The sequence below is a fragment of the Amycolatopsis sp. WAC 04182 genome, assembly GCF_003947465.1.
Classification (GTDB): Bacteria; Actinomycetota; Actinomycetes; order Mycobacteriales; family Pseudonocardiaceae; genus Amycolatopsis.
This window is the reverse complement of record NZ_QHJJ01000004.1, coordinates 837,988-857,667: the sequence shown is the minus strand read 5'-3', so window position 1 is coordinate 857,667 and position 19,680 is coordinate 837,988. Positions and strand designations below refer to the sequence as shown.

Genomic DNA, 19,680 nt, shown 5'->3' with positions numbered 1-19,680 from the left:
AGACCACATTGCTCCCCCTTACGGGAACACCGTCGTTCCATCCCCCAGGAGCCGGCATGACCGTCAAACGCAAGCTCGTGGCAGCCGCCGCCGGTGCGATCCTCGCCCCGATCGCCATCGTGGCCATCCCGCAGGTGGCCAGCGCCCACGGCTATGTGCTGTCCCCGCCCAGCCGCCAGGCGAACTGCGCCCAGGGCAAGGTTTCCGGCTGCGGTGCCATCGTCTACGAACCGCAGAGCGTCGAAGGCCCCAAGGGGCTCCGCAGCTGCAACGGCGGTCTTCCCGGATTCGCCGAGCTCAACGACGAGTCGAAGCCGTGGCCCGCCGCGTCGGTCGGCAACAGCGTGACCTTCAACTGGAAGTTCACCGCCTACCACCGGACCACGAACTACGAGTACTACATCGGCGGCACCAAGATCGCCGACATCAGCGGGAACAACTCCGCGCCGAAGGACCCGACGTCGCACACGGTGAGCCTGAACGGCTTCAGCGGCCGCCAGAAGGTGCTCGCCATCTGGAACATCGCGGACACGCCGATGGCCTTCTACAGCTGCATCGACCTGCAGATCGGCGGCGGCAACCCGCCCACCACGAGCAACCCGCCGACCACCAGCAACCCGCCTACGACGTCGAACCCCCCGACCAGCACGACCAACCCGCCCACCGGCGGCACCTGGGCGGCCGGCGCGTCCTACTCGGTCGGCAGCACGGTGACCTACGGCGGCGCCACCTACCGGTGCCAGATGGCGCATACGGCGATCCAAGGCTGGGAGCCGCCGAACACCCCGGCCCTGTGGACACGCCAGTGAAGCTGGCCCTCGTTCTCGTCGCCGGTCTCGTGGCCCTCGCGGGCTGCGGGTCCGGCGACGGCTCACCCCCCAACGCCGGCGCCCCGCTCTCCCCGGTCCCCCAGTCGGCGGGCGCGTCGGCGGCGTACAACGACGCCGACGTGATGTTCCTGCAGATGATGATCGCCCACAACGACCAGGGTGTGGAGATCGTCAAGCTGGTGAAGGCCAAGCAGGGGCAGAAGCAGGAGCTGACGAATCTCGCGGCGGCCATCGAGGCGACGCAGCAGACCGAGACCACCGACATGCGGAACTGGCTGAAGGCCTGGGGCAAACCCGAGACGGGCTCGGCGGATCCGCACGCGCACCACCATCACGGTGGCGACGGGCTCACGGACAAGGGACTGCTCGAAGCACTGTCCAAAAAGGATGGTGCGGAGTTCAGCCTCGACTTCGCCGACATCTTCGTCGCGCACCAGCACAACGGGGTCGCGCTGGCGAGGACCGAACTGAAGGACGGCAAGAACCCGGAGGCGAAGGCACTGGCCCAGCGGATCATGGATTCGCGCACCGGCGAGGTCCAGCAGATCCGGACCCTGGTGCCCGGCCAATAACGCGTTCAGTCCTCTGTGCGCGAACGTGTCACTCGCGTGATTGAAGGCGTAACTCGTGAGTTACGCCTTCAATCACGCGAGTTGCGTGCTCAATCACGCGAGTGACACGTTCAATCACGCGGGACCTAAGTACGTTTTTTGGGCTTCCAGACGACCAGGGCCGTCTGCTGCCGCAGGGGGACGAGGTCCTTGCGGTAGGAGGCGTGCACGGCCGCGGCCGTCTGTTCGGCGGCGACATATGCCGCCGTGAGCTCATCGGTCAGTTCGGCGATTCGCGCGCGGAGCGCGTCGACCTGGTTCTCCAGCTCGATGATCCGCTTGATGCCCGCGAGGTTGACACCGTCCTCTTGGGACAGTCGCTGCACTTCGCGCAGCAACGCGATATCCCGCATCGAGTAACGGCGTCCACCACCGGAGGTCCGGCCCGGCGACACGAGACCCTGGCGGTCGTAGGACCGCAGGGTCTGCGCGTGCAGGCCGGAAAGCTGCGCCGCCACCGAAATGACGAACACCGGGGTGTCCTCGTCCGCACCGTGCGGCAGCCCGCCGAACATCGTGCTCACCTGCCTTCGAGAAGTTCGGTGATCTCCGGTCGCGGATCGTGGTCGGCCATGGCCTCCGCGTAGGCCTCCAGCGCTTCACGGGCCTTGTCGTCCAATTTGGCCGGGATGGCCGCCTGCAGGGTGACCAGCAGGTCGCCCTGCGAGCCGTCGCGTTTCGCGATTCCCTTGCCGCGCACCCGGAGCACGCGACCGCTCGCCGTGCCCTGCGGCACCTTCAGCGAGACCTTCCCCTCGAGCGTCGGCACGGTGATCGTGCCGCCGAGGGCCAGTTCCGTGAAGGACACCGGCACGGTGATCGTCAGGTCGAGGTCCTTGCGCCCGAACACCGCGTGCGGAGCGACGTGCACGCGGACGTACAGATCGCCCGGTTGCGCGCCGCCACGGCCCGGTTCGCCCTGGCCCGCCAGCCGGATCCGCTGGTCGTCGGCGACGCCCGGCGGGATCCGCACGGTCAGCGTGCGGGTGCGGGTGCTGATGCCCTCGCCCGCGCATTCCGGGCAGGGGTCGTCGATGAGCGTGCCGCGGCCGCGGCAGTCCCGGCAGGGCTCCGAAAACGCGAACGCGCCCTGGCTCCGGCTGACCAGCCCGCTGCCCTGGCAGGTCGCACACGTCCTCGGGGAGGTCCCCGGCTTCGCGCCGTTGCCGCCACAGGTGGAACAGGTCGCCGGGCTCGACAGCCGCAGCGGCAGGGTCGCGCCCTTGACCGCCTCGGCGAAGTCGATCCGGACGTCGGTCTCCACGTCCGAGCCGCGCTGCGGCCGGTTCGCGGTGGCACCGGCGGCGCCGCGACGGCCGAAGAGCCCGCCGAGGATGTCGCCGAGACCGCCGAAGCCGCCCTGCTGCTGACCCGCCTGGCCGAAGATGTCGCCGACGTCGAAACCGCCGCCGCCACCGCCGGCCCCCGGGAAGCCGAAGCCGCCGGGACCACCGGAGCCGAAGAGGCGGCGGGCCTCGTCGTACTCCTTGCGCTTGGACGTGTCGGAAAGAACGCCGTACGCCTCGGAGACCGCCTTGAACTTCTTCTCGGCCTCCGCGTTGCCCGCGTTGGCGTCGGGGTGGTTCTCCTTGGCCAGCTTGCGATAGGCCTTCTTGATCTCGTCCGCGGTGGCGTCGGAGGAGACGCCCAGCTCACGGTAGAAGTCCTTACCGATCCATTCCCGTGCACTCACCGAACGTCTCCTCCTTTCACGCCGTATCGCCGATCAGCGGTTGTTCTCATCGAAAAGTTCGCCCTCGAGCGGCAGTTCGCCACCGACGGGCGGGTCCACCGGGGCGTCCTGCGCCGACGGCGCGGGAGCCGCGCCCGGCTCGTGGTCGGTGACCCCGACCATCGCCGGGCGCAGCACACGCTCGCCGAAGCGGTAACCGCGGCGCATGACCATGGTGACCGTCGGCTCGGTGACGTCCGGCGACGTGCTGTGCTGGACCGCCTCGTGGACGCTCGGGTCGAAGGGCTCGCCCTCGGCGCCGAACGGCTCGAGGCCCGACCGCTGCAGGCTCCCGACCAGCTTCTCGCCGACCGCCTTGAAGGCGCCCGTCAGATCGCCGTGCTGTTCCGCGCGCTCGATGTCGTCGAGCAGCGGGAGCAGATCGTTGACGACCGACGCCTTCGCGCCGGCGACGACCTGCTCGCGGTCGCGGTCCACGCGCTTGCGGTAGTTGGCGTACTCCGCCTGGAGACGCTGGAGGTCGGCGGTGCGTTCCGCCAGCTCCTTCTCCAGCCCGGTGGCCACCGACACCGAGTCGTCCACAATGGACTCCCCGAGGCCGGGGCCCGCGTGTGCCGCGGGCTCCGGCTCCGTCGGAGCAGCCGGTTCCTCGGCAGGAGCGGCGTGCTTCGGACCTTCCTTGGGTTCGGCCTCCGGGGCGGCCGAGCGGACCTCACCGGTCAGCGGATCGATCCGCCTACGGTCCCGCACGACCACCGGCTCATCCGGGCCCTGGCCCTCGGTTTCGTCGTAGCGTCCCGTCACTTCTTGTCCTTCTCGTCCTCTTCGACGATCTCGGCGTCGACGACGTCGTCGGCCTTGGCCTGCGAACCGGTGCCCGCACCCGCGGTCCCGGCGGCGCCTTCACCGGCGGCGGCGTCGTCGGCGGCGTTGCCCGCCGCGTTGGCGTAGAGCGCGGTGCCCAGCTCCTGCGAAGCGGTGTTCAGCTTCTCGATGGACTCGCGGATCTTCGCCGAGTCGGTGCCCTTGAGCGCCTCGTTGGCCTCGTCGATCGCGGTCTTGACCTTGCCCTTGAGCTCGTCGGGCAGCTTGTCCTCGTTGTCCTTGACGAACTTCTCGGTCTGGTAGACCAGCGTCTCCGCCTGGTTGCGGGTCTCCGCCTCCTCGCGGCGCTGCTTGTCCTCCTCGGCGTGCGCCTCGGCGTCCTTGACCATGCGCTCGATGTCGTCCTTCGGCAGCGCGGAGCCACCGGTGATCGTCATCGACTGCTCCTTGTTCGTGCCGAGGTCCTTCGCGAGGACGTGCACGATGCCGTTGGCGTCGATGTCGAAGGTGACCTCGATCTGCGGCACGCCACGGGGGGCGGGCGGGAGACCGGTCAGCTCGAACATGCCGAGCTTCTTGTTGTGCGCCGCGATCTCGCGCTCACCCTGGAACACCTGGATCTGCACCGAGGGCTGGTTGTCGTCCGCGGTGGAGAAGATCTCCGAACGCTTGGTCGGGATCGTGGTGTTGCGCTCGATGAGCTTGGTGAACACGCCGCCCTTGGTCTCGATGCCCAGCGAAAGCGGGGTCACGTCGAGCAGCAGGACGTCCTTGACCTCACCCTTGAGCACACCGGCCTGCAGCGCAGCGCCGACGGCGACGACCTCGTCCGGGTTGACGCCCTTGTTCGGCTCGCGGCCGCCGGTCAGCTCCTTGACCAGCTCGGACACGGCGGGCATGCGGGTGGAACCACCCACGAGCACGACGTGGTCGATGTCGCCGACGGCGACACCCGCGTCACGGATGACGTTGTTGAACGGCTTGCGGGTGCGCTCGAGCAGGTCCGAGGTGATCTTCTGGAACTCGGCGCGGGAGAGCTGCTCGTCGAGGAACAACGGGTTCTTGTCCGCGTCCACCGTGATGTACGGCAGGTTGATGCTGGCCGAGTTCGAGCTGGAGAGCTCGATCTTCGCCTTCTCGGCGGCCTCACGGATGCGCTGGAGCGCCATCTTGTCCTTGGTGAGGTCGATGCCGTTGGACGACTTGAACTTGTCGACCAGCCAGGTGACGATGCGCTCGTCCCAGTCGTCACCGCCGAGGTGGTTGTCACCGGAGGTCGCACGGACCTCGACGACACCCTCGCCGATCTCCAGCAGCGAGACGTCGAACGTACCGCCACCGAGGTCGAAGACCAGGATGGTCTGTTCCTTCTCGCCCTTGTCGAGGCCGTACGCCAGCGCCGCCGCGGTGGGCTCGTTGACGATGCGGAGCACGTTCAGGCCGGCGATCTGCCCGGCCTCCTTGGTGGCCTGCCGCTGCGCGTCCTCGAAGTAGGCGGGGACGGTGATGACCGCGTCGGTGATGGTCTCGCCCAGGTACGCCTCGGCGTCGCGCTTGAGCTTCATCAGCACGCGGGCGCTGATCTCCTGCGAGGTGTAGGCCTTGCCGTCGATCTCGGTCTTCCAGTCGGTACCGATGTGCCGCTTGACCGACCGGATGGTCCGGTCGACGTTCGTCACGGCCTGGTTCTTCGCCGGCTGGCCGGTCAGCACTTCGCCGTTCTTGGCGAAGGCGACGATGGACGGGGTGGTGCGGGAACCTTCCGAGTTGGCGATGACCGTCGGCTCGCCGCCCTCAAGGACAGCGACGACCGAGTTGGTCGTGCCGAGGTCGATGCCGACCGCTCGCGCCATGGTGTGATCCTCCTGCTAGTTCGTGACCTGCACGTATCGGCCCACCTTGAGTGGGCTCAACGCAAGTTGTATCGGGATGGTGGGGCTTCCGTCAAGCCGGACTTGAGTCACCCTCACTCAACCTTGTATCCGGCTCAACGTGCGGCACGATCGTCTTGTTCCCGGACTACCGGCAGACCGCGCCCGGAGCGGGTGTGACGCCGCTCACCAGGTATTTCACCTCTTGGGTGCGCACGCAGGCCGAGTTGAGCAGCCCCGTGTGCCCGTACCCGGCGTCGACCAGCAACGTCGAGTTCTCGATGTTCCGCGCGAGCCCCTTCGCCCACACCAGCGGCGTCGCCGGATCGTGTTCGCCGCCGACCACGAGGATCGGCGCCGCCCCCTGGACGCGCTGCGGCCGCGGCAGGTACGCCGAAGGCACCGGCCAGCCCGCGCACCCGCTCGCCATGTCCCAGAACTCCGAGTACCGCCAGCCGTGCGGCGAGAGGGTCTTCACCAGTCCCTGCATCGCCCGCATGTCGGCGTAGGAGGTGAACGGCGAGCCGAAGTCGTGACAGCCGATCGCGCGATACGCGCCGTAAGACGGGTCGAGCTGGGAGTACGGCAGCAGTCCGTCCGCGTTCCCCGCCGTCGCGGCCTCGATCGCCTTCGCGAGTTCCGGCCAGAACGCGGGGAGGATGAGGCTGCCGTAGACGCCGGCCGCCATCTCCTCGGCGGTCACGTTCCGCCCGAGTTGTTTCGACGGCACACCCCCGGGCGTCCGCATCAGCGCGTCGTAAGCGGCGAGGGCGTCCTTGCCGCGAAGCGGGCAGTCGGCCGACGTCGTGCACCACCGCGCGAAGTCCTTGAGCGCGCTTTCGGTCGCGATTGCCTCTTCGAGGACCGCCTGCCTGGTCGGCCGCGAATGGTCGACCGCGCCGTCGAGCACCATCGTCCGGACGCGCTTCGGGTACTTCTCCGCGTACACGGCACCGAGTTCGGAACCGTAGGAGACGCCGAGCCAGTTCACCTTCGGCTCGCCGAGGGCGACCCGGATCGCTTCGACGTCGTCCGCGGCCCGCCAAGTGTCCACAGAGGACAATCCGGGTCCTGTCCTCTTCAGACATTCGCTGCCCGAAGCGCGGTTGTGCGCGAGGAGCTTGTCGTATTCGGCGCGGCTCCGCGGGAATCGGCTGATCGCCGGATCGTGCAGCCCCGGCCCGCAGGTGATCGCGGGCCTGCTGTCGCCGACGCCGCGCGGGTCGAACCCGATGACGTCGAACCGCTGCCGCACTTCGGCCATTTCCGGCTGGTCCAGCGCGAAACCGCGGCCGCCGTACTTGAGCACGGTGACGCCGGCCCCGCCCGGCCCGCCCGGATTGGTCAGCAGCGAACCGACGCGGCGCGCGGGCTCGGTCGCGGGCAGTTTCGCCAGCGCGATCGAAAAGCCGTCGCTCACCGGCAGGCTCGCGCATTCCAGCGTCGGCGCGTACTCGGTCGCGCACGGCTTCCAGTCGATCCCGGGCGCGGCGGACGCGGGCAGCGCGGAAAGCGGCAGCAGGGTCAGCGCGGTGATCGCGGCGAGCGTCTTCATACGGGCTTCACCGTGATCGAGCCGGTGCCGGACTGGAGGTCCAGGACGTTCGCCGAAGCCTGGTCCTGCCGCACACCACCCGTCTCGACCTTGCCGACCTCCGTCTTCGCGCGGACCTGGTACGCGCCGTCGGGGACGGACACGACGACCTTGCCGACCTCCGCGTTCGCGGTGACCGCGCCGGGCTTCGCGAGACCGACCTCGATGTCACCGGTGCCGGTGCGCAGGTTGACGGGCCCGGACGTGCTCAGCACCTTGAGATCGCCGACGTCACCCTTCAGGTCGACCGCGGCCGCCCGGGCGAGCGTGATCTTGCCGGTGCCGATGGTCCCGGAGATCGCCAGCTCGCGCGGCACCACGACGTCGTAGTCCACGCCGCACTGCTGACAGCCGCCGAGGACCAGCGTGCCGTTCTCGACACTGTAGGTCTTGCCGGGATTCTTGCCGGTGTACGTCACTTCGCGGCGCAGCGAGACGGGCGCGCCGTCCTCCACCCGGAGCGTGACCGCGCCGACCGGGACGTCCACCCGGATCGCGGTGACCTGTTCGGTGACGGGCGCGCCGTCACTCAGCTTCTGGTTGCTTTCGCCTGTGCAGCCGACGATCCCGAAGGCGGTCAGCGCGCCGAGAGCGAGCGCGCCGAGGACGCGCTTCTCCTTGTTCCCCATGAGAAAGTGTTCCCCCGATAAAGTCCGTCAGGCCGCTTTGACCTTGACGCTTCCGCTGTCGGTGTTGAGATCGAGCTTGTGCTGTGCCGAACCGGACTGGTTCACGTCGATGTCGCGGCTGCCGCTGCCGGTGGTGCCGGTGACGTTGTAGTCGCCCGCCGGGACGGTGACCTCGACCGAACCGCTGTCGGTCTGCGCGGTGACGTCGGCGCCCTTGACCAGCTGGAGTTCGATGCGGCCACTGTCGGTGCGGGCCTCGACGTTGCCGCCGAGCCGTTCCCCCTTGATGGCGCCGGACGACGCCTGCACCGTGACGGCCTGGCCGATGTTCGCCAGCTCGACGCGGCCCGCGTCGGACCGCACCTTCACGGTGCCCGGCACGTCGCTGACGGAAACGGCGCCGGAATCGACCGTGACGTCCACAGTGGACACTCCGGCGATGTCGATCGCCCCCGAGTCGAGGGTGCCCGTGACCGGGACGCCCGCCGGGACCACCACGTCGTAGCGGACCTCGCAGCTGCTGCCGCAGTCGCCGAGGACCAGGGTGTCGCCTTCCACACGGAACGAATCGCCCGGCTTGTCCCAGCGGTACTCGAACTCCTGGTGCACCCGGACCGGCCCCTCGCCGGTGCGGACCTTGACCCGGCCCTCGTCGTTTTCGATGCGCACACTGCGGATCGGCTGGGTGACCTCCGAGGTGGCCTCCGCGTCGGACGGCCACCACCAGCCGAGGCCGGTGAGGACACCGACGCCGATCAGGGCGATGCCTCCGATCGCGAGGAGTGGGCGCGCCATGGTCTTGAGTCCCTCCAGAGCAGTTTTCGTGTAGCTCGACGCTAAGGGCAGCGCGGCGGGTTGGACATAGGGGTAACCCCCGGATTCGTCCCTGATCCCGCACCGGGGTCGCCGGGGCCATAACCTGGCTCCGTCATCTGTTCGACGATCAGGAGGACGCATGCCGCAGGCACCCGATCCGTACGACTTCCTGCCCGATCTGCCTGCCTTCACCTTGAGCAGCACCGACATCGAGGAAGGCGGCTTCCTGCCGACGCCCCAGCTCTCCGGGATCTTCGGCGCGGGCGGCGAGGACCGTTCCCCGCAACTGTCGTGGGAGGGCTTCCCCGAGGGGACCAAGAGCTTCGCCGTGACCTGCTTCGACCCCGACGCCCCGACGGCGAGCGGGTTCTGGCACTGGGCGGTCTTCAACATCCCCGCGTCGGTCACAGCACTGGCCGCGAACGCGGGCGACGAAGCGGGCTCCGGCCTGCCGGAGGGCGCTGTGACCCTGAAGGGAGACGGAGGCGTGAAGCAGTTCCTCGGCGCCGCCCCGCCGCCCGGACACGGGCCGCACCGGTACATCTTCACGGTGCACGCCGTCGACGTCGAAAAGCTGGAAGTCGGCGAAGACGCCACGCCTGCCTTCCTCGGCTTCAACCTCTTCGGCCACGCCATCGCCCGGGCGTCGCTCACGGCCCTGCACGAGAACAAGGGCTGAAGGACGCTTTCCCCGCATGGCACGCGGTGAAGGACGCTTTCACCACGTCTCATGCGGGGAAGGGCCCCTTCAGCCCTCGCTAGCCCGGCTCCGCTCCATGTACTGCCCCTCGGGCGGGTCACCGAAGCCGAACTGCCGGTACAAACCGTGCGCGTCGGCGGTGTGCAGCATCCACCGGAACTCCGCACCCGGCCCGTTGTCGATCATCTCCCGGACCAGTTCCTTGCCGAGCCCCGCGCCGCGCGCCTCGTCGACGATGAAGACGTCCGCGAGGTACGCGCTGCCGACGGTGTCCGAGAACGCCCGCGCGAACCCGACCAGCCGTCCGCTCGAAGTCTCGTACGCGCCGACGACCCGCCACGCGTTCCTGAAGACCTTCTCGACCAGCTCGCGGTCTCGCCATTTGCCCCAGTAGACCTCTGTGGACAGGTACTTCCACACCACGTCGAGGTCCATCCGTGCCGGGTCGTCATCCAGTTCGTATGCGCCGACAGTCCTCATGATCCGAACGCTACCCAGCAGGTCAACGAGGTTTCAGCAGGTAGTCCACCACGGGCCGCAGCTCCTCCGCGGACGGCGGTTCGTCGTCGATGAGGCCCTGGATCAGCAGCCCGTCGATCCCGGCGAGGAAGACCCGGAACGCGACCTCGTCGTCGTGCCGGACCATCGAGGTGAGCACGTCCAGCCAGCGCCGGGCGGCGGGCCGCAGCTCGGGTTTGCGCGCGGCCAGCAGGTACAGCTCGTACTCCGCCATCGTCCGCCCGCGCCGCGGGCCCAGCGCCTCCGCGAGCAGGCCGGCGACCTCTTCAGCACCGCGGCTGCCCCGGGAGCGGGCGCGGTCGATCATCCAGTAGACCTCGGTCGCCATATCCCTCGCGCACGAGATGAGGGTGGCGATCAGCAGGTCGTCGAGGCTGGAGAAGTGATAGGTGGTCGACGCCGTCGGCACGCCCGCCTCGGCGGCGACCGTCCGGTGCGTGACACCGGCGACGCCGTCGCGTTCGATCACCCGCAGCGCGGCCGCGATGATCTCCTCGCGCCGCTTCTCGCCCCTGGCCTTCCGGCCGTCGACCTGGATCTTCACTTAGTGCGCGCCTCCTGCCTCGATCAACACGACACCGCCGATCACCAGTACCAGCCCGGCGATCACGGACAGGTTGACCGGCTCCTTGAAGAACACGATGCCGACGGCCGCCACCAGCGCGACCCCGGCCGCGGCCCAGATCGCGTAGGCGATGCTCACCGGCACGCCCGCCTTCAGCACGTACGCGAGCGCGACGAACGCGACGGCGTACCCGACGACCACGACGATCGACGGGCCCACCTTGCTGAAGCCCTCGGAAAGTTTCAACGACACCGTCGCGGATACCTCAGCGGCGATGGCCAAAGCGAGGAGAAGGTACGCACCCATGTCACAAAAACTACCTGGACGATCGTCTTAAAACCAAGAGAGGCGTACACCACATCGGTGGGACTTGGGCGCGGTCAGTGGGTTACCCATCAGTAAGAAGCATTAGTCTGCCCGAACCACCACAGCTTCATTCGGACGAAAGGCACCCGACGATGGGCGCTGTACAGCTGACGCTCGGCGGGATCGCGGTCCTGCTCGGCGTCGTCGCCTGGGGAATGTTCTTCGCGACCATCGCCCGCTTCGTGCGGGTGATCCGCCTCGGCCAGCCCGACGCGACCCGCAACGGCCCGTTCATCCCGCGCATGAAGACCCTGATCAAGGAATTCGCCGCGCACACCCGGATGAACAAGGTCAAGAGCGTCGGCCCGGCGCACTGGCTGGTCATGTGGGGCTTCCTGATCGGGTCCCTCGCCCTGTTCGAAGCGTACGGCGAGGTCTTCGTCCCGACCTGGGGCTGGCCCATCCTCGACGACTGGTCGCTGTTCCAGCTGCTCATGGAGCTGCTCGGGGTCGGCACGATCGTCGGCATCCTGGTGCTGATCTGGGTCCGCCAGAAGAACCACCCGCGCCGCGCCGACCGGCAGTCCCGTTTCCAGGGCTCCAACTTCAAGTGGGCGTACTTCATCGAGGCCGTCGTGCTCATCGAGGGCATCGGCATCATCGGCGTCCGCGCCGCGAAGTCCGCGCTGAACGTCCACGAAACCCCGATCTGGGCCGCGTTCGTCTCGCACCCGATCGGCGAGCTGCTGCCCGCCAGCCCGGACCTGGTGTCGGTGTTCGCGTTCGTCAAGCTGATGAGCGCCACGATCTGGCTGATCGTCATCGCCCGCACGATGACCATGGGCATCGCCTGGCACCGCTTCAGCGCCTTCTTCAACATCTACTTCAAGCGCGAGGACGACGGCGGCGTCGCTCTGGGCGCGCTCAAGCCGATGATGAGCAACGGCAAGGTGCTCGACCTCGAAGAGGCGGACCCGGACGAGGACACCTTCGGCGTCGGCAAGATCGAGGACTTCAGCTGGAAGGGCTGGCTGGACTTCTCCACCTGCACCGAATGCGGCCGCTGCCAGTCGCAGTGCCCCGCGTGGAACACCGGCAAGCCGCTTTCGCCGAAGCTGCTCATCACGCAGCTTCGCGACCATGCCTACGCGAAGGCGCCGTACCTGCTCGCGGGCGGCAAGCGCGACATGGCGGGTGACGAGGTCGGTCTGTCCGGCGACAACATGTACGCGGGTATCGACGTCCTCGCGATCGCGGAGTCCCAGAAGGCCCTCATCGGCGACGACGGCGGTGTGATCGATCCCGAGGTGCTGTGGTCCTGCACCTCCTGCGGCGCGTGCGTCGAGCAGTGCCCGGTGGACATCGAGCACGTCGACCACATCGTCGACATGCGCCGCTACCAGGTGATGATCGAGTCCGCGTTCCCCAGCGAGCTCAACGGGATGTTCAAGAACCTGGAGAACAAGGGCAACCCGTGGGGCCAGAACGCCAAGGACCGGCTCGCCTGGACCGAGGACCTGGACTTCGAGGTGCCGGTGTTCGACGGCGACCTCGGCGACACCGAGTACCTCTTCTGGGTCGGCTGCGCCGGCGCGTTCGAGGACCGCGCGAAGAAGACCACGCGTGCCGTCGCGGAGCTGCTGCACATCGCCGGCGTCAAGTACACCGTGCTCGGCTCGGAGGAGTCCTGCACCGGTGACCCGGCCCGCCGCGCGGGCAACGAGTTCCTGTTCCAGATGCTGGCGCAGCAGAACGTCGAGATCCTGAACTCGGTGTTCGAGGGCCGGGAACGCAAGGCGCGCAAGGTCGTGGTCACCTGTGCCCACTGCTTCAACACCCTCGCGAACGAGTACCCGGAGCTGGGCGGCCAGTTCGACGTCGTGCACCACACGCAGCTGCTCAACCGCCTGGTGCGGGAGAAGCACCTGACCCCGGTGGCCCCGGTCGCCGAGGACGTCACCTACCACGACCCGTGCTACCTGGGCCGCCACAACAAGGTCTACGACGCTCCGCGTGAGCTTGTCGGCGCTTCGGGCGCGCAGCTGCGCGAAATGCCGCGGCACGGCGACCGCTCGATGTGCTGTGGCGCCGGCGGCGCGCGGATGTGGATGGAAGAGAAGATCGGCAAGCGCATCAACGTCGAACGCGTCGACGAGGCGCTCGGCACCGCCCCGTCCAAGATCGCGACCGGCTGCCCGTTCTGCCGCGTGATGCTCACCGACGGCGTCACGGCGCGCCAGAGCGACGGGCAGGCGAGCGAGAAGGTCGAGGTCGTCGACGTCGCCCAGCTGCTGCTGACCGCCGTCAAGCGGAAGCCGGAGCCGCAACTGGTCCCGGCGGGAGCGCCCTCTTTGGACTCCGTCTCGGACGCCGAACTCGACGGAAAGGCCGACGTGCCCACCGACGAAACGGCCACCGGAACCCCGCTGCCGGAGGAAGACAAGTAGAACGTCACAACCGGAGGGGACATTCTCTCGCACATAATGCGAGAGAATGTCCCCTCTTGTTTTATGGCGTACGGACCATTCGGTCCCGTTACCCGTTCGGCGGTACACCGTGGCGATAGGCTGCAGCGGATCCGGAAAAGGGGCGAGGAAATCGATGGGCAACCGGCACGAACTCCGCTCGGTCAAGGAACACCGGCTCGCACTGCCGGGATCGCCGACCGTTCGCCCGCCCGCCCGCGTCCCTTCGTCCGCGGCATTCGCCGGGATGGCCCAGGAAGCGACCATCCCCAGCATCCCGGCCGCCCGGCGGCCGCCGCGGCAGGAACGTCGTCGCACGCGCGTCCGCCCGTACGTCCGCACGGGCGGACGCACCCAGTCCAAACGGAACTTCGCGATCGAAGCGATGATTTCCGTCCGGAACGACGCACCGTGGAACGCGCCGGGGTTCAGCGTCGAATTCCATTCCGTGAGAAATCTCTGCCGACGGCCGACTTCCGTCGCCGAAGTAGCGGCGTCACTATGCGTTCCACTCGGCGTTGCAAAGGTCCTTTTGGGTGATATGGCCGAACTCGGTTTGGTCACCGTTCATGAAACACAGGCTGAATTCGACGGCCATCCGGCACTCGCCTTGATGGAACGTGTCCTGCAGGGATTGCGTCGCCTGTGAGATCACCGCACTCGCACTACGCTACGCGAGGTGAGTGAAGAATCCGGTGACGAAAGCACGCTGACCGTGGTGCTGGCGGGTGGGGTCAACCTCGCCATCGCCGTGCTGAAACTGATCGCCGGGATCATCACCGGCTCCGGCGCGATGCTGTCGGAGGCCGCGCACTCCGTGGCCGACACGATCACCGAAGTACTCCTGCTGACCGCGCTGAAACGGTCGGACCGTCCCGCCGACCGCGTCCATCCCTTCGGCTACGGCAAGGAGCGGTACTTCTGGTCACTGCTCGCGGCCGTGTCGATCTTCGCCTCCGGCGCGATGTTCGCGCTCTACGAAGGCTTCTCGACGGTCTTCGGCGAGGAGACCGAGCAGACCGATCCGATCGTCGGCTACGTCGTCCTCGCGATCGCGTTCGCCCTCGAATCCGTCTCGTGGTTCCAGGCCGTGCGGCAGGTGCGGCGCGACGCCGCGGAGTCGGGCCAGAAGGTGTCGGTCTATCTGCGGATGATCGACGACCCGGCCCCGAAGACCGTGCTGTTCGAGGACTCGGCCGCGTTGATCGGCCTGCTGCTCGCGTTCGCCGGGATCGGGCTGCACCAGCTCACCGGATCCCACGTCTGGGACGGCGCGGCGTCTATCGCGATCGGTGTCCTGCTCGCGCTGGTCGCCTACATGCTCGGGCGCACCAACCGCGGCCTGCTGATCGGCAGGCAGGCCGATCCCAGGCTGGTGCGCGGGGTGCGGGACCACCTGTTGGGCGCGCCCGAGATCGAGGCCGTCGTCGATCTGCAGACCATGCTGATGGGCACCGATCAGGTGCTCGTGTGCGCCCGCGTCGACTTCGACGATTCCCTCGGCGCCGCGGAGGTCGAACGCGCCTGCGTCCGGATGGCGACCGAGCTGACGCGGACCTTCGGCGACGTCACCGAGGTGTTCATCGAACCCGTCCCGCGCACGGACGCCGAACTGCGCGCGGCCGTGCTGGCGCGCTACGGCGACTGGGGCAAGGGTCAGTAGCCGAAGTTCTGCGTCCAGTACATGCCCTTGGTGTTGACGCCGACACCGATCTTCTTCAGCTTGCAGTTGAGGATGTTCGCGCGGTGCCCCGCGGAGTTCATCCAGGCGTCCATCACCTTGGCGGCGTTCGACTGCCCCTTGGCGATGTTCTCGGCGCCGGGCTTGTCGTAGCCGGCGGCGCGGATGCGCTGGTCGAACGTGACGCCTTCCGGTGTCGTATGCGAGAAGTAGTTGCGGGCCGACATGTCGTCGCTGTGGCCCTGCGCGGCGGCGGCGAGATGCGACTCGTTGCTCACCGGCGAGCAGCCGGCGTCGGCGCGCTCGGCGTTGACGAGGTCGATGACCTGTCCGGCGAGTGAGCTGTCCTGCGAACGCGGCGGCACCGGCGCCTTGCTCGGAGTGGGCTTGGGCGCCTCGGAGGTCTGAGCGGGCGGCTCGGCCGCGGCGGAGGACGAACTCGGCGGCGCGGAGGAAGACGTGGGGGCAGCGGAAGACGACGTCGGCGCGGGCGAGCCGGCCGCGGGGCCACCAGGGGCCGGGGCGGACGTCTGACCGAAGTAAGAGGGAGGCTTCGCGAGGGCGTCGCCGGGCCTGCCCTTGGTGTCGGGAACACTCAGTGACAGATTACTCAGCGCAGTACCCTGGAACCGATCGGTCACCATCAGGTAGCTCGCACTGGCGATCACCCCGCCCAGCAGGACGCTGAGCGTGACCAGCAGTAACCGGCTTCGTGTTCTATTGGGGGACACGGGGCCGAAAACTATCACGAACTGGTTACGGCAATACCCCCGAAAGTAGTAATAACGGTCAGCGGTCGCCCTGCGTGATCATTTGGGTCGACTCGTGGGTGATCGCGGTGGCGTCGGCCAAGAACTTGAGCACCGCCTCCAGCTCGCTGTCCGCGTACTTCTCGCAGGCCTCGCGGACCGATTTCACCAGGTGGTCCCACAACGGCGCGGCCGAGGCCATCGCCGCCCCGTCGATCTCGATGAGCACCTTGCGCCGATCCTCGGGATGCGGCTTCCGCGTGACGATCCCCTTGCTCTCGAGCCTGTCGATGAGCGCGGTGATCGACGCCGGCGCGAGCCCCGCGAGCCGCGAGAGCGCCTTCGGCGTCTGCGGCCCGAAGCGGGCGAGGTAGTCGGTCACCTTGCTTTCGACCACCGAAAGGCCGCGCTGCTCGGCGATCGCGGTGTGGAACATGACCGTCTCCGTCGACAGCGCCCGCGATCCGCCGAGGACTCGTTCGACCAGTTCAGCTCGCTCGCTTGACACGCCGACCAGCCTAGCGGAGTCTTTAGTTCGACAGAACGAATTAGTTTCTAAGATATTCGATGGGGTGAACGACATGGCGAAGGTACTGATCGCCGGCGGGGGTATCGCGGGCACGATCACGGCGATCGCACTGCACGAGACGGGCCACGAGCCCGTGATCCACGAGGCGTACGACCGGACCGCGGAAGGGGTCGGCGCGTTCCTGACCCTCGCGGTGAACGGTCTCGACGCGCTGGGACCGCTGGGCCTGAAAAGCCTGGTCAAAGACCTGGGCTTCGACACGCCGCGGATCAAGATGCGGCTGGGCGGCGGCCGCGAACTGGCCGACCTCGCGCTCGGCGGACAGCTTGAGGACGGCACCGTGAGCCAGACCGTGCTGCGCTCAGACCTGTACATCGGGCTTCGCGACGAAGCCGTCAGACGCGGCATCGAGATCCGCTACGGCAAGCGTCTGGCCGACGCACAAGAGACCACTTCGGGCGTACTCGCGACCTTCGAGGACGGCTCATCGGCCGAGGGCGACCTGCTGATCGGCGCGGACGGGCTCCGCTCGCGGGTGCGGACGATCATCGACCCGCGGGCGCCGTCACCGCGCTACGTGCCCCTGCTGAACACCGGCGGGATGGCCGAAGGGCTGCGGCTGGACGACGAACCCGGCGTCATGCACATGACGTTCGGCAAGCGGCTGTTCTTCGCGCACGTCGTCCATCCGGACGGCGGCGTCTGGTGGTTCGCGAACGTCCCCCGCAAGCATGAGCCGTCGCCGGCCGACCTCGCCGAGATGACCACCTGGCGAGAGGACCTGATCCGGCAGCTGGCGGTGGACCGCACCCCGGCCGTCGAGATCGTGCGCGCGACGCGGGAGATCTACCGGCCGTGGGCGACATACGACTTCCCGAGCGTGCCGACCTGGCGGACGGATCGGATGGTCATCATCGGCGACGCCGCCCACGCGCCCTCACCGGCGGCGGGACAAGGTGCCGCGATGGCCATCGAGGACGCCGTCACGCTGGCGCGATGCCTGCGTGACGTGCCCTCGATCCCCCAGGCGCTCGCCACCTACGAGGGACTGCGACGCGAGCGCGTCGAGGCCGTCGTCGAGCGCGGCAAGCGCAACGGCGACGCGAAAGCGGTCGGCCCCGTCGGACGGGTGATCCGGGACTTCTTCCTCACTCGGGCGTTCAAGAACCCGCCGGAGGAGGATCCGAACGCCTTCATGTGGCGGCACCGGATCGAGTGGGAGGCTCCGGTGAGCTAAGGGCCGATGTCTCCCCAAGGGCGCTCAGCGCCCGACGGAGACTTCAGCGTCGAGCGCCCGTTCTTGGGCCGGAGGCCCACGGAAACACGATGAAGGGGCGCTTTCGCACCCGACTGAGCCAGGTATGCGGCGTCGCCCCTTCGGCGGGTTTCCGTCAGCGCTCGACCAACGTCACCGCCAGGTGTCCACGCGGTGGAAGTTCTTGTACGCGCGGCTCGGGGTCGGCCCCCGCTGGCCCTGGTAGCGCGAACCGGCCTCGTTCGAGCCGTACGGGAACTCCGCCGCGCTGGACAGGCGGAAGATGCAGAGCTGACCGATCTTCATGCCCGGCCAGAGCGTGATCGGCAGGTTGGCGACGTTCGACAGCTCCAGCGTGATGTGTCCGGAGAAGCCGGGGTCGATGAAGCCCGCGGTGGAGTGTGTGAGCAGCCCGAGGCGACCGAGGGAGGACTTGCCCTCCAGGCGGCCGGCGAGGTCGTCGGCGAGCGTGACGGTCTCGTAGGTGGAGCCGAGGACGAACTCGCCCGGGTGGAGGACGAAGGGGTCTTCGCCCTCCTTCTCGACCAGCGAGGTCAGCTCGTCCTGCTGGAGCTGCGGGTCGATATGCGTGTACTTGCTGTTGTCGAACACGCGGAAGTAGCGGTCGAGTCGCACGTCGATGCTCGACGGCTGGACCATCGTCGGGTCGAACGGGTCGACGCCGAGACGGCCGGCGTCGAGCTCTTTACGGAGGTCACGGTCGCTGAGGAGCACGCGATCAGCGTAGTCAAGCGGCCTTCATGTGCCTGCCGTAGGTCGGGTCGAGCCCGAACACCTTGGTGACCTGCCGGAGATAGTGCCGCCGTCCGGCGGCGCCGATCAGCTCCTGGAGCGCTGTCGCGCCGGGCACCACCCGCCGGACCGTCTCGGCGGCGAAGTTGACGCCCGCCACTGCGACCACGGCCGCCTGCGCGAGCGGATCGTCGGGCAGCTCCAGGAAGTCGGCGTTGGTCTTGCCCAGCAGGAGTCTGCTGATCGCCCCGTGCCCCGCGACCGACACATGCGAAAGGACCTTGCCGACCGCGCCCCGGCCCTCGCCGATCGCGGCGTGGGACTTCATGAGCGCGGCGGCGAGCCGTTTGGAATCGTCGTCGGGGATGAACTCGGTGGTGGCGAGCAGCCACAGCAGACGCCAGGCGTCGTCCTCGCCGGCGGGCAGGAGTTCCTCGTCGACGCCCATCAGCCAGCCGACGTAACGCCAAAGGTGCAGGATGTCGGCGCGCTCGCGGGCGCTGTAGCGGAGCCCGAGCAGTTGCGTGCCGAAGACGTAGACGAGCGAGAAGAGCAGGAGCGTGCCCGCGGTCTGGACCTGGTTGACCGGCTTGTCCCAAGCGGCGTAATCCCAGTCCTTGCGGCGGTTCATGGCCGCGCGGACATGGGCGTGCACGATCCGCACCCGCAACGCGGACTCGTACCCGCGCCCGCCGGGCACCAGCGCTCCGGGCGTCGTCACGTGGATCCACCACGTCGCCGTCTCGACGAGCCGCCGCGCCGCCTTGTACTCGATCTCGCCGGTGCCGACGAGCGCCTTCGTGGCGCGCGACGCGAGATAGCCGCCCATCAGCGAGACGTCGCCGAGCGGAAACAGGCCGAGCAACCCGGCACGCGTGATCGCCCGCGCTCCGCTGTCAAGGCGGTCCGGGTCGACCCAGTACGGCGTCGCCTCGACATCGCGGAAGAAGGCTTCGAGTTCCTCCGGCGGACTCTCGACGCTGTCGATGCCTTGCCGCAGCGCCTGTTCGAACTGGCCTTGGGCGCCTTTTCTCAGTAGCGGCACCAACACGTCGGCCGCCGGATCCTCCCGCTGCGCGAATCGCCGCAACCGGGCCACCTGGCGCTCGTCGCCCCTGATGTCGCCCTCGATGAACAACCTCGACGCGACTCGGAACCCACCTTGACGGAACAGTTCGGGATCAGGCAGCCGCTCGCCCATCCGGATCACCTCCGAGGTCGACAACAAGTGTTGTCACTTTCGCGGGCGACGTCAAGGATGGGGTGGGGCTTGGCAAGGGGAGATCCGG

21 protein-coding genes are annotated in these 19,680 nt (G+C 68.2%); 7 read left to right on the top strand and 14 right to left on the bottom strand.

The window, feature by feature from the left end; genetic code table 11:
- Window positions 1-56 precede the first annotated feature (56 nt).
- Both DMH01_RS24375 and DMH01_RS24370 read left to right on the top strand, forming a co-directional pair.
- Window positions 57-809 carry a lytic polysaccharide monooxygenase gene (locus tag DMH01_RS24375; RefSeq protein ID WP_125679536.1) on the top strand — a complete coding sequence of 251 codons (753 nt, stop codon included), beginning with the start codon at window positions 57-59 and terminating at the stop codon, window positions 807-809.
- The gene (locus DMH01_RS24370; RefSeq protein WP_233621651.1) at window positions 794-1,402 is read left to right on the top strand and encodes a DUF305 domain-containing protein; all 609 of its coding nucleotides are present in this window, start codon (window positions 794-796) and stop codon (window positions 1,400-1,402) included. Before DMH01_RS24375 ends, DMH01_RS24370 begins: the two co-directional genes overlap by 16 nt.
- Window positions 1,403-1,527: 125 nt before the next feature.
- On the opposite strand, the gene DMH01_RS24365 is transcribed toward DMH01_RS24370, so the two are convergent.
- From DMH01_RS24365 to DMH01_RS24335, 7 genes are all read right to left on the bottom strand, one after another.
- Entirely contained in the window at window positions 1,528-1,956 is a 429-nt protein-coding gene (locus DMH01_RS24365) for a heat shock protein transcriptional repressor HspR (RefSeq protein ID WP_125679856.1), read from the bottom strand.
- A gap of 5 nt (window positions 1,957-1,961) precedes the next feature.
- Complete coding sequence (dnaJ, locus tag DMH01_RS24360) at window positions 1,962-3,134, bottom strand: molecular chaperone DnaJ (RefSeq protein WP_125679535.1); 1,173 nt, start codon at window positions 3,132-3,134, stop codon at window positions 1,962-1,964.
- A gap of 33 nt (window positions 3,135-3,167) precedes the next feature.
- Window positions 3,168-3,938: a nucleotide exchange factor GrpE gene (grpE, locus tag DMH01_RS24355; protein WP_125679534.1), complete on the bottom strand. Its 771-nt coding sequence runs from the start codon at window positions 3,936-3,938 to the stop codon at window positions 3,168-3,170.
- Complete coding sequence (gene dnaK / locus DMH01_RS24350; RefSeq protein WP_125679533.1) at window positions 3,935-5,812, bottom strand: molecular chaperone DnaK; 1,878 nt, start codon at window positions 5,810-5,812, stop codon at window positions 3,935-3,937. The genes grpE and dnaK overlap by 4 nt, the downstream gene beginning before the upstream one ends.
- Window positions 5,813-5,978: 166 nt before the next feature.
- On the bottom strand, window positions 5,979-7,385 hold the full coding sequence (locus tag DMH01_RS24345; protein WP_125679532.1) for an alpha/beta hydrolase: 1,407 nt from the start codon (window positions 7,383-7,385) through the stop codon (window positions 5,979-5,981).
- Entirely contained in the window at window positions 7,382-8,053 is a 672-nt protein-coding gene (locus DMH01_RS24340) for a DUF4097 family beta strand repeat-containing protein (RefSeq protein WP_125679531.1), read from the bottom strand. Before DMH01_RS24340 ends, DMH01_RS24345 begins: the two co-directional genes overlap by 4 nt.
- Window positions 8,054-8,080: 27 nt before the next feature.
- Entirely contained in the window at window positions 8,081-8,848 is a 768-nt protein-coding gene (locus DMH01_RS24335) for a DUF4097 family beta strand repeat-containing protein (RefSeq protein ID WP_125679530.1), read from the bottom strand.
- A gap of 160 nt (window positions 8,849-9,008) precedes the next feature.
- On the opposite strand from DMH01_RS24335, the gene DMH01_RS24330 reads away from it, so the two are divergent.
- Complete coding sequence (locus DMH01_RS24330) at window positions 9,009-9,548, top strand: YbhB/YbcL family Raf kinase inhibitor-like protein (protein WP_125679529.1); 540 nt, start codon at window positions 9,009-9,011, stop codon at window positions 9,546-9,548.
- Between the two features lie 69 nt (window positions 9,549-9,617).
- Here the strand turns inward: DMH01_RS24330 and DMH01_RS24325 are convergent, their stop codons facing one another.
- Genes DMH01_RS24325 through DMH01_RS24315 form a run of 3 tightly spaced genes read right to left on the bottom strand, consistent with a single transcriptional unit; the run spans window position 9,618 to window position 10,959 of the window.
- On the bottom strand, window positions 9,618-10,049 hold the full coding sequence (locus DMH01_RS24325) for a GNAT family N-acetyltransferase (RefSeq protein WP_125679528.1): 432 nt from the start codon (window positions 10,047-10,049) through the stop codon (window positions 9,618-9,620).
- 22 nt (window positions 10,050-10,071) lie between these two features.
- Window positions 10,072-10,632, bottom strand: coding sequence for a TetR/AcrR family transcriptional regulator (locus DMH01_RS24320; RefSeq protein ID WP_016338154.1), 561 nt, complete (start codon window positions 10,630-10,632; stop codon window positions 10,072-10,074).
- On the bottom strand, window positions 10,633-10,959 hold the full coding sequence (locus DMH01_RS24315) for a multidrug efflux SMR transporter (protein WP_125679527.1): 327 nt from the start codon (window positions 10,957-10,959) through the stop codon (window positions 10,633-10,635).
- 152 nt (window positions 10,960-11,111) lie between these two features.
- Between DMH01_RS24315 and DMH01_RS24310 the strand changes: the two genes are divergently transcribed.
- From DMH01_RS24310 to DMH01_RS24300, 3 genes are all read left to right on the top strand, one after another.
- The gene (locus DMH01_RS24310; protein ID WP_125679526.1) at window positions 11,112-13,406 is read left to right on the top strand and encodes a (Fe-S)-binding protein; all 2,295 of its coding nucleotides are present in this window, start codon (window positions 11,112-11,114) and stop codon (window positions 13,404-13,406) included.
- A 265-nt stretch (window positions 13,407-13,671) separates the two neighbouring features.
- On the top strand, window positions 13,672-14,073 hold the full coding sequence (locus DMH01_RS24305; RefSeq protein ID WP_233621650.1) for a DUF742 domain-containing protein: 402 nt from the start codon (window positions 13,672-13,674) through the stop codon (window positions 14,071-14,073).
- A gap of 30 nt (window positions 14,074-14,103) precedes the next feature.
- Window positions 14,104-15,087 (top strand): cation diffusion facilitator family transporter, encoded by a 984-nt coding sequence (locus DMH01_RS24300; protein ID WP_125679524.1) that lies wholly within the window; start codon window positions 14,104-14,106, stop codon window positions 15,085-15,087.
- Here DMH01_RS24300 and DMH01_RS24295 read toward each other — a convergent pair.
- Both DMH01_RS24295 and DMH01_RS24290 read right to left on the bottom strand, forming a co-directional pair.
- A complete protein-coding gene (locus DMH01_RS24295) occupies window positions 15,081-15,773 on the bottom strand; it encodes a CAP domain-containing protein (RefSeq protein ID WP_125679855.1) in 693 nt (230 codons plus the stop codon). The two genes, DMH01_RS24300 and DMH01_RS24295, sit on opposite strands and share 7 nt — an antisense overlap.
- A gap of 121 nt (window positions 15,774-15,894) precedes the next feature.
- Complete coding sequence (locus DMH01_RS24290; RefSeq protein WP_125679523.1) at window positions 15,895-16,362, bottom strand: MarR family winged helix-turn-helix transcriptional regulator; 468 nt, start codon at window positions 16,360-16,362, stop codon at window positions 15,895-15,897.
- Window positions 16,363-16,435: 73 nt separating this feature from the next.
- Between DMH01_RS24290 and DMH01_RS24285 the strand changes: the two genes are divergently transcribed.
- The gene (locus DMH01_RS24285; RefSeq protein WP_125679522.1) at window positions 16,436-17,620 is read left to right on the top strand and encodes an NAD(P)/FAD-dependent oxidoreductase; all 1,185 of its coding nucleotides are present in this window, start codon (window positions 16,436-16,438) and stop codon (window positions 17,618-17,620) included.
- 171 nt (window positions 17,621-17,791) lie between these two features.
- Here DMH01_RS24285 and dcd read toward each other — a convergent pair whose 3' ends face one another.
- Together dcd and DMH01_RS24275 are read right to left on the bottom strand one after the other, a co-directional pair.
- On the bottom strand, window positions 17,792-18,373 hold the full coding sequence (dcd, locus tag DMH01_RS24280; protein WP_125679521.1) for a dCTP deaminase: 582 nt from the start codon (window positions 18,371-18,373) through the stop codon (window positions 17,792-17,794).
- A gap of 13 nt (window positions 18,374-18,386) precedes the next feature.
- Window positions 18,387-19,592: an oxygenase MpaB family protein gene (locus DMH01_RS24275; RefSeq protein WP_125679520.1), complete on the bottom strand. Its 1,206-nt coding sequence runs from the start codon at window positions 19,590-19,592 to the stop codon at window positions 18,387-18,389.
- Window positions 19,593-19,680 lie beyond the last annotated feature (88 nt).

What these genes read in the sequence shown, in the direction of transcription:
- DMH01_RS24375 (WP_125679536.1), top strand. Translation starts at nt 57, where the DNA reads ATGACCGTCAAACGCAAGCTCGTGGCAGCCGCCGCCGGTGCGATCCTC.
- DMH01_RS24365 (WP_125679856.1), bottom strand. Translation starts at nt 1,956, where the DNA reads ATGTTCGGCGGGCTGCCGCACGGTGCGGACGAGGACACCCCGGTGTTC.
- dnaK (WP_125679533.1), bottom strand. Translation starts at nt 5,812, where the DNA reads ATGGCGCGAGCGGTCGGCATCGACCTCGGCACGACCAACTCGGTCGTC.
- DMH01_RS24345 (WP_125679532.1), bottom strand. Translation starts at nt 7,385, where the DNA reads ATGAAGACGCTCGCCGCGATCACCGCGCTGACCCTGCTGCCGCTTTCC.
- DMH01_RS24340 (WP_125679531.1), bottom strand. Translation starts at nt 8,053, where the DNA reads ATGGGGAACAAGGAGAAGCGCGTCCTCGGCGCGCTCGCTCTCGGCGCG.
- DMH01_RS24335 (WP_125679530.1), bottom strand. Translation starts at nt 8,848, where the DNA reads ATGGCGCGCCCACTCCTCGCGATCGGAGGCATCGCCCTGATCGGCGTC.
- DMH01_RS24330 (WP_125679529.1), top strand. Translation starts at nt 9,009, where the DNA reads ATGCCGCAGGCACCCGATCCGTACGACTTCCTGCCCGATCTGCCTGCC.
- DMH01_RS24325 (WP_125679528.1), bottom strand. Translation starts at nt 10,049, where the DNA reads ATGAGGACTGTCGGCGCATACGAACTGGATGACGACCCGGCACGGATG.
- DMH01_RS24315 (WP_125679527.1), bottom strand. Translation starts at nt 10,959, where the DNA reads ATGGGTGCGTACCTTCTCCTCGCTTTGGCCATCGCCGCTGAGGTATCC.
- DMH01_RS24310 (WP_125679526.1), top strand. Translation starts at nt 11,112, where the DNA reads ATGGGCGCTGTACAGCTGACGCTCGGCGGGATCGCGGTCCTGCTCGGC.
- DMH01_RS24305 (WP_233621650.1), top strand. Translation starts at nt 13,672, where the DNA reads ATGGCCCAGGAAGCGACCATCCCCAGCATCCCGGCCGCCCGGCGGCCG.
- DMH01_RS24285 (WP_125679522.1), top strand. Translation starts at nt 16,436, where the DNA reads ATGGCGAAGGTACTGATCGCCGGCGGGGGTATCGCGGGCACGATCACG.
- DMH01_RS24275 (WP_125679520.1), bottom strand. Translation starts at nt 19,592, where the DNA reads ATGGGCGAGCGGCTGCCTGATCCCGAACTGTTCCGTCAAGGTGGGTTC.